Below are 6945 nucleotides of genomic sequence, written 5' to 3'. Positions count from 1 at the left end.
TCTTTAAACCTCATTCTAACAATTATTTATACTCTTAGGCATAACATAAATTATATTACCACAAAATACAATTTATTTCAAATTTCAATTGTCTGAGAAAATACAGTATATTGTATTGCGCGCGTGTAAAACACATAGATAATAAAATTTTTTTAAATGACGCGCTTTCACTTTTCTTTTACGGGGAAGTGTGGTATATTGATTTATATAGCTTGACGAATTCAGTAATCAGCCTGTATGCCCGTAATTTCCAATATTTTTCGGTACGGGGGACAAAATTTAGGTTGACAGGCTGCGCATATTTAATATATAATGCTATATTGCAAGGTTTGTACCCCGAAAGGAGGTTTTTTCATGCTGAGAACTTATCAACCAAAGAAGCTCCACAGAAAAAAGGAGCACGGTTTCAGAAAAAGAATGTCCACAAGCAACGGCCGTAAGGTTTTGGCCCGCCGCAGAGCAAAGGGCAGAGCACGTTTGAGCTACTAAGCAAAAGGGCCACGGTGAGTGGCCTTTCTTTTTAGCTTCGCTGCTTCACGGAACAAATCAGAATTGTGGTGCGATTTTAAGTATGGATTTATTGATTCCCATAACAGAAAACAAGGATTTCCGCAGGATTTATGCAAGGGGAAAATCGTATGTCAGCCCTGTGGTCATTACCTATGTTACGAAAAATCGCAGCAAAAACGTCAGGGTAGGGATCACCACCAGCAAGAAAATCGGCAACGCTGTGAAACGGAACCGTTCACGCAGAGTGATCCGCGAGGCTTTCAGAGCCTTGGCTCCCGAAATTGCTCCGGGGCATGATTTTGTTTTTGTGGCCAGGGGCAAAACACCTTTTGTAAAAAGCACGGAAGTTCGCCGTGCAATGCTGCTGCAGCTGAAAAACGCGGGGGTCCTGAAATGAAACGCCCGCTTATTTTGCTTATCAGGTTTTACCAGAAAGCCATTTCCCCCTACAAAAAACCGTGCTGCAAATACTACCCCACCTGTTCGAATTACGCGATCGAAGCGATCGAGCGCTTTGGCGCGTTTAAGGGATTCTGGCTTGCATTCTTTCGGATACTGCGCTGTAACCCGTTCAGCCGCGGAGGATACGATCCCGTGCCGGAAAAACGGGACAAGCGATAACCACTATAGAGGAGTATTGCTCATATGACGGAGATTTTTAATTTTTTCGGAAACATTCTCGGCTATTTGCTCTGGTTTTTTTATACGCTGATTCAGAATTACGGCGTGGCAATTATTTTGTTTACACTCGTATTGAAAATAGTCATGTTCCCGTTTTCCATCAATCAGCAAAAATCGATGGCCGCGAACAGCAAAATGGCCGTCAAACAAAAAGAGCTGCAGAAAAAATACGGGAACGATAAGGTAAAGCTTCAGGAAGAGACACAGAAGCTTTATGACAAAGAGGGAATTAATCCGGCGAGCGGATGCCTGACCACTTTTATCCCTTTCCCGATCATGATCGGACTGTTTTATACCGTGCAGAACCCGCTTGCGAACGCCCTTCACCTTTCTGCCGAAGGAATCGCGAAGGCCGTTGAAATGCTCAAGCAGATTCCCGGTCTGGGCGCAAGCTTTTCCGCCCAGTATGCACAGATTGAAATCGTCAAGCATTTTATGCAGCTGAAACCCCAGCTGACCATGTTCAGCGCGGCGGAGCTTGCGAAAATAGAATCCTTCAGCCACGGCTTCCAGTTTATGGGGCTGAATCTTTTGGACACGCCGAGCGACGGCGCGAATATATTCGGTACCCTGTTCCGTTCCAACCTGTGGATTATCCCCGCACTGTGCCTGGTATCTTCTTTGGTTACCCAGTATTTTACGATGAAAATGCAGCCGGGAATGCAGCAGCAGCAGGGATGCATGAAGGGAATGCTCTATCTGATGCCGCTGTTCAGCGCATGGCTTGCCTGCACAATGCCTGCGGCGGTTGGTTTTTATTGGATTATTTCGACGATATTCGGTTTCTTGCAAACCATTATTCTGAATATCTGGTACAGCCCGGCGGACCTGAACGCGAAAGCGGAAGCGCAGAGGGTTGCCCTTCTGGAAGAAAACGAGTCAAAGATGAAGCCTGTTGCCGGCGCTTTCTACAGAAATCAGGAAATTAACCCGCAGCCGCAGCAGAGGACGACAGCAAAATCGGGAGCTTCAAAAACGAAAACAAAAGGCGGAAAGACAAATTCGGATGACTATTTAGGAATGAAAAAATAAGACGAACCGGGGAGGGAATACCGTGATAAAAGAAGCGATTGCAACCGGTGAAACCGTTGAGCTGGCAAAAGAGGCCGCATGCAGGGAGCTCGGCGTTGAATCCTATGAAGCGGAATTTGAAATTTTGGAAATGCCGACGAAAAAGACCTTCGGCCTTTTCGGCGGAAACCCTGCGAAGGTAAGAGTCTTTATCAAAAACGATCCTGCGGAGGCCGCCGCGAAGTATCTGAAAGGGATCCTTGATAAAATGGGTCTTTCTGCGGTGGATATTCAGATCAAAGAGGAAGAGAACGGCGCGCAGCTCTCCCTTTCCGGCGATGATATCGGCTTTATCATCGGTCACCGCGGGGAAACGCTGGACGCACTTCAGTACTTGACCGGCCTTGTCGCTAACCACATTGACAATTCCTATTACAGAATTACCATCGATATTGGAAATTACCGCGAGAAACGCAAGGAAACGCTGGAAATCCTCGGAAAGAAGATTGCCGCGAAAGCGATCAAGACCGGACGTAATTCTTCCCTGGAGCCTATGAATCCATATGAACGCAGAATCATCCATACCGCTGTCCAGACAGTGGAGGGCGCAAAATCCTGGTCCGAAGGCGAAGATTTGTCCCGACATGTCGTGATTGGACCGGAAGCCGGAGAACGTCCGGCTCCCCGCAGAAATAATTACGGCAAAGGACAGGGACGCCGTCCGTACAATGACAAACCGCGTAGCGGCGGATACAACAACAGACAGCCGAGATCCGCGCCGAACGTCGGCCCCGGACCGAACCTCGGCTCCGGACCGAGTGCCGGTTCCGTACCGGGCGCCGGTTCTGTGCCTGCCCGCCAGCCGGTGCAGAAGGCAGCGCCGAAGAATGAAGGCAAGGCTCCGCTTTATGGCCGCGTTGATGTCAAGAAATAATCTTATAACGAAGCACAAAGGGCGGTTCATTTGAATCGCCCTTTGTTTTATATGGAGCGCGGATTGAAATTGATAGTTGTAATTCCGCATGGAAAACAGGTATTCGTCGCTCCTCACATCGGAGTGTGGATTGAAACGTAGATACCGGACTTGGATACCCTGAAATACGGCGTCGCTCCCCACATGGGGGCGTGGATTGAAATGGCGTTGAGACAGTTCAGTTTCAGTATTACTTTCGTCGCTCCCGCATGGGAACGCGGATTGAAACACCAGCTATGAAATGTGTGACAATAACGGCATTCGCCGTTCCCCGCCGGGGGTGTGGATTGAAACAACAGTGAGATTCAGAACGAGCCGATCGGGCCGGTCGCTCCTATACGGGAGCATGGATTGAAACGATGAATGGCATGACGGGCGGATCAACCGGAACCTATCGCTCCCGTGTGTGAAACTCAAAAATTGGTAAAAATAAGCGATAGGGAAAACAAAGGACGATTGATCTTATGAGGGAACAAGAATGAAAAACGAAAACGGATATGCTCCGTCAGCAAAAACGATCGCGGCGATTTCCACGCCGCAGGCGCCGGGGGGAATCGGCATTGTGCGCCTTTCCGGACCGCGGGCAAAAGAGATTGCCGGAAAGGTGTTCACCTCCCGGCGCGGTAAAACACTGGAGGACGTGAAAGGGTACACCGCTCTTTACGGCAGGGTGCATGACGGCGAAACGGATATCGATGAGGCGATCGCCCTGAATTTCACCGCGCCCGCCAGCTTTACCGGCGAAGACGTGGTGGAGCTTTCCTGTCACGGGGGGCTGTATATCATGCGCCGCGTTCTGAAAGCGGTATTTGCCGCGGGTGCGGTTCCGGCCGGGCCGGGAGAATTTACGCGCCGGGCGTTCCTGAACGGAAAAATCGGGCTGACCGAAGCGGAGTCCGTTATGCAGATCATTTCCGCGCAGGGGGAACAGGCCGCGAAGGCCGCGCTTGCCGGTCATGACGGTGCGCTGGAAAAGAAAATTATCAAGATACGAGGGATGCTGATCGAGGCTGCCGCGCATTTATCCGCCTGGGCGGATTATCCGGAGGACGATATCCCGCAGGTAAACCCGGTGAAGCTGCAAATCACCCTGCTGACCGTAAAATCCGAAATCGAGCACCTACTGCGCCAGTTCGACGCGGGGCGGGCCATCCGCGAGGGGGTCGCGACGGTGATCGCCGGACGCCCGAATGTGGGAAAATCCACCCTGATGAATCTGCTGGCCGGGTGCGAGCGCAGCATCGTCACCGAATACGCCGGAACGACCCGAGATATCGTCGAGGATACGGTGATTCTCGGCGACGTTCCGCTCCGCTTATCCGACACCGCCGGAATTCGCCTGACCGACGATCCGGTGGAAAAAATCGGTGTGGACCGTGCGCGCGGCAAGCTGAGGGAAGCGCAGCTGGTTCTGGCGGTTTTCGACTCCTCTCAGGAGCTGAACGGCGAGGACCGGGAGCTGGTTTGCGCAATCCGGGAATCCGCCGCGATTGCGGTGATCAATAAAAGCGATTTGCCCGCAAAAATAGACGTACAGTATATCAAAAAATATTTTCAACAAATAGTATATATTTCTGCGCTTTCAGGCGAAGGCTTGCAGGAGCTGAAGGACGCGGTGGCGGAAGTGCTCCGTACTTCGGAGCTGAACCCCGCGGACGGGATTTTGTTTACGGAACGCCAACGCGACGCCGCCCGGCAGGCCGGGGACTGTGTAACGGAAGCGCTGACGGCGGTGGAAAGCGGAATGACCCTGGACGCCGTGACGGTATCGATCGAGGGGGCGGTATCCGCGCTTTTGGAGCTGACCGGTGAACGCGCGACGGAAGCAGTCGTAGATTCCGTGTTCTCGCATTTTTGTGTAGGAAAGTAAACGAATCATATTGGAGGAATACCTTTGAAATACGATGCCGGTAATTATGATGTTGTGGTGATCGGCGCCGGGCATGCCGGAATCGAGGCCGCGCTCGCATCCGCGCGCCTCGGCTGCAGCACCTGCGTTTTCACAATCAATATGGACGCCGTGGGAAACTGTCCCTGCAATCCGTCCATCGGAGGAACGGCAAAGGGCCATCTGGTCCGGGAAATCGACGCGCTGGGCGGAGAAATGGGAAAAACCGCCGACGAAGCCATGCTGCAGAGCAGAATGCTCAATTTGGGCAAGGGTCCCGCCGTCCATTCTCTGCGCGCGCAGATCGACCGCCGGGAATACGGCAAGATCATGAAGCGGAAACTGGAAACGCAGCCGAACCTGCAGCTGAAGCAGGCGGAAATCGTGGACCTGGAGCAGGGGACGGACGGCCTGTGGCTGGTCACGACCCGGATGGAGGCGGTTTACCGCGCGAAAGCGGTGGTGATTGCCACCGGTACTTATCTTGGCGGAAAAATCTATGTGGGCGATGTTTCCTATGAGGGTGGGCCGGACGGAATGTTCCCTTCGTCGTTCCTCGGCGCGGCGCTGAAAAAAATCGGTCTGCGCCTTCGCCGCTTCAAAACCGGCACCCCCGCACGCGTGCTGAAATCCAGCATCGACTTTACCGGTCTTGAGGTGCAGGAAGGCGACGAACCTGTCGTTCCGTTTTCCTACGATACCCTGACTCCGCTGAAAAACCGCGCGGTCTGTCATATCTCTTGGACAAACGACGGCACCAAGCAGGTGATTTTGGAAAATATTGGGCGTTCCCCCATGTACAGCGGTAAAATCGAGGGGGTGGGCCCCCGTTACTGCCCGAGCTTTGAAGATAAAATCATGCGTTTTCCGGATAAGAAGCGTCATCAGCTTTTTATTGAACCCTGTGGGATGGATACCGAGGAAATGTATTTGCAGGGGATGAGCTCTTCTCTGCCTGAGGAAGTGCAGATTGCTTTCTACCGCACGATCAAGGGATTGGAGCATGTGGAAATCATGCGCTGCGCCTACGCAATCGAATATGACTGCGTCGACCCGCTTCAAATGGAGGCGACGCTGGAATTTCAGGAATTTCCCGGGCTTTACGGCGCGGGGCAGTTCAACGGCAGCTCCGGTTACGAGGAGGCCGCCGCACAGGGGCTGGTCGCCGGAATCAACGCCGCGTTAAAGGTACGGGGAAAAGAGCCGATGGCCCTTGACCGCGCGGGGTCCTATATCGGAACCTTGGTGGATGATCTGATTACCAAGGGAGTCAGCGACCCCTACCGGATGATGACATCGCGGAGCGAGTACCGGCTGGTGCTTCGTCAGGACAACGCCGACGAACGCATGACCCCGACCGGCAGGAAAATCGGGCTGATCTCCGATGATCGCTGGGAACGGTTCCAGCAGAAGCAAAAGCAGAAGGAGCAGGAGCTTCTGCGCGCGGAAAAGACCGTCCTGCCGCCGTCTGAGGCCCTGAATCAGCTGCTTGTTTCACATGAAACATCGCCGGTGATCACCGGTGTGCGCCTTGCGGAGCTGATTCGCCGTCCGCAGCTGAATTATGAGATTTTAAAGGAAGTCGACAGGGACCGGCCCGACCTGCCCGCGGCGGTTTTTGAAAACGTGGAGATTGAAATCAAATACGAGGGCTATATCAAGCGGCAGAAAGCAGATATCGCGGAAATGCGCCGTCTGGAAGAACGCCGTTTGCCCGCTAAGATCAATTATAAGGAAATTATCGGCCTGAGAACCGAAGCGCAGGAAAAGCTGCAAAAAGTAATGCCTGCGAGTGTCGGACAGGCTTCCCGTATTTCCGGCGTGAGCCCCGCGGATATTTCTGTGCTGCTGATCTGGCTTGCGCGTGGCAGGGGGGAATAAG

The 6945-nt window shown here is 52.7% G+C and carries 7 protein-coding genes; all 7 read left to right on the top strand.

Features of this window, described 5'->3' with window-relative positions:
* The first annotated feature begins 354 nt into the window (after positions 1-354).
* The 7 genes from rpmH (at position 355) to mnmG (ending at position 6944) form a co-directional block, all read left to right on the top strand.
* Positions 355-489 carry a 50S ribosomal protein L34 gene (gene rpmH, locus ACRQU7_RS19085; RefSeq protein ID WP_038322395.1) on the top strand — a complete coding sequence of 45 codons (135 nt, stop codon included), beginning with the start codon at positions 355-357 and terminating at the stop codon, positions 487-489.
* 82 nt (positions 490-571) lie between these two features.
* Positions 572-907 (top strand): ribonuclease P protein component, encoded by a 336-nt coding sequence (gene rnpA, locus ACRQU7_RS19080; RefSeq protein WP_141826728.1) that lies wholly within the window; start codon positions 572-574, stop codon positions 905-907.
* The gene (gene yidD / locus ACRQU7_RS19075) at positions 904-1131 is read left to right on the top strand and encodes a membrane protein insertion efficiency factor YidD (protein WP_141826727.1); all 228 of its coding nucleotides are present in this window, start codon (positions 904-906) and stop codon (positions 1129-1131) included. The genes rnpA and yidD overlap by 4 nt, the downstream gene beginning before the upstream one ends.
* Positions 1132-1155: 24 nt before the next feature.
* On the top strand, positions 1156-2223 hold the full coding sequence (locus tag ACRQU7_RS19070; RefSeq protein ID WP_444642710.1) for a YidC/Oxa1 family membrane protein insertase: 1068 nt from the start codon (positions 1156-1158) through the stop codon (positions 2221-2223).
* 22 nt (positions 2224-2245) lie between these two features.
* Positions 2246-3136 carry an RNA-binding cell elongation regulator Jag/EloR gene (gene jag, locus ACRQU7_RS19065; protein WP_444642708.1) on the top strand — a complete coding sequence of 297 codons (891 nt, stop codon included), beginning with the start codon at positions 2246-2248 and terminating at the stop codon, positions 3134-3136.
* Positions 3137-3653: 517 nt separating this feature from the next.
* Entirely contained in the window at positions 3654-5045 is a 1392-nt protein-coding gene (mnmE, locus tag ACRQU7_RS19060; RefSeq protein ID WP_444642706.1) for a tRNA uridine-5-carboxymethylaminomethyl(34) synthesis GTPase MnmE, read from the top strand.
* A gap of 24 nt (positions 5046-5069) precedes the next feature.
* The gene (gene mnmG / locus ACRQU7_RS19055) at positions 5070-6944 is read left to right on the top strand and encodes a tRNA uridine-5-carboxymethylaminomethyl(34) synthesis enzyme MnmG (RefSeq protein ID WP_444642704.1); all 1875 of its coding nucleotides are present in this window, start codon (positions 5070-5072) and stop codon (positions 6942-6944) included.
* Position 6945: the final 1 nt, after the last annotated feature.

The sequence above is a fragment of the Caproiciproducens puteiluti genome (genome assembly GCF_052442865.1).
Classification (GTDB): Bacteria; Bacillota; Clostridia; order Oscillospirales; family Acutalibacteraceae; genus Caproiciproducens.
This window is presented reverse-complemented; position numbering and strand designations above follow the sequence as displayed.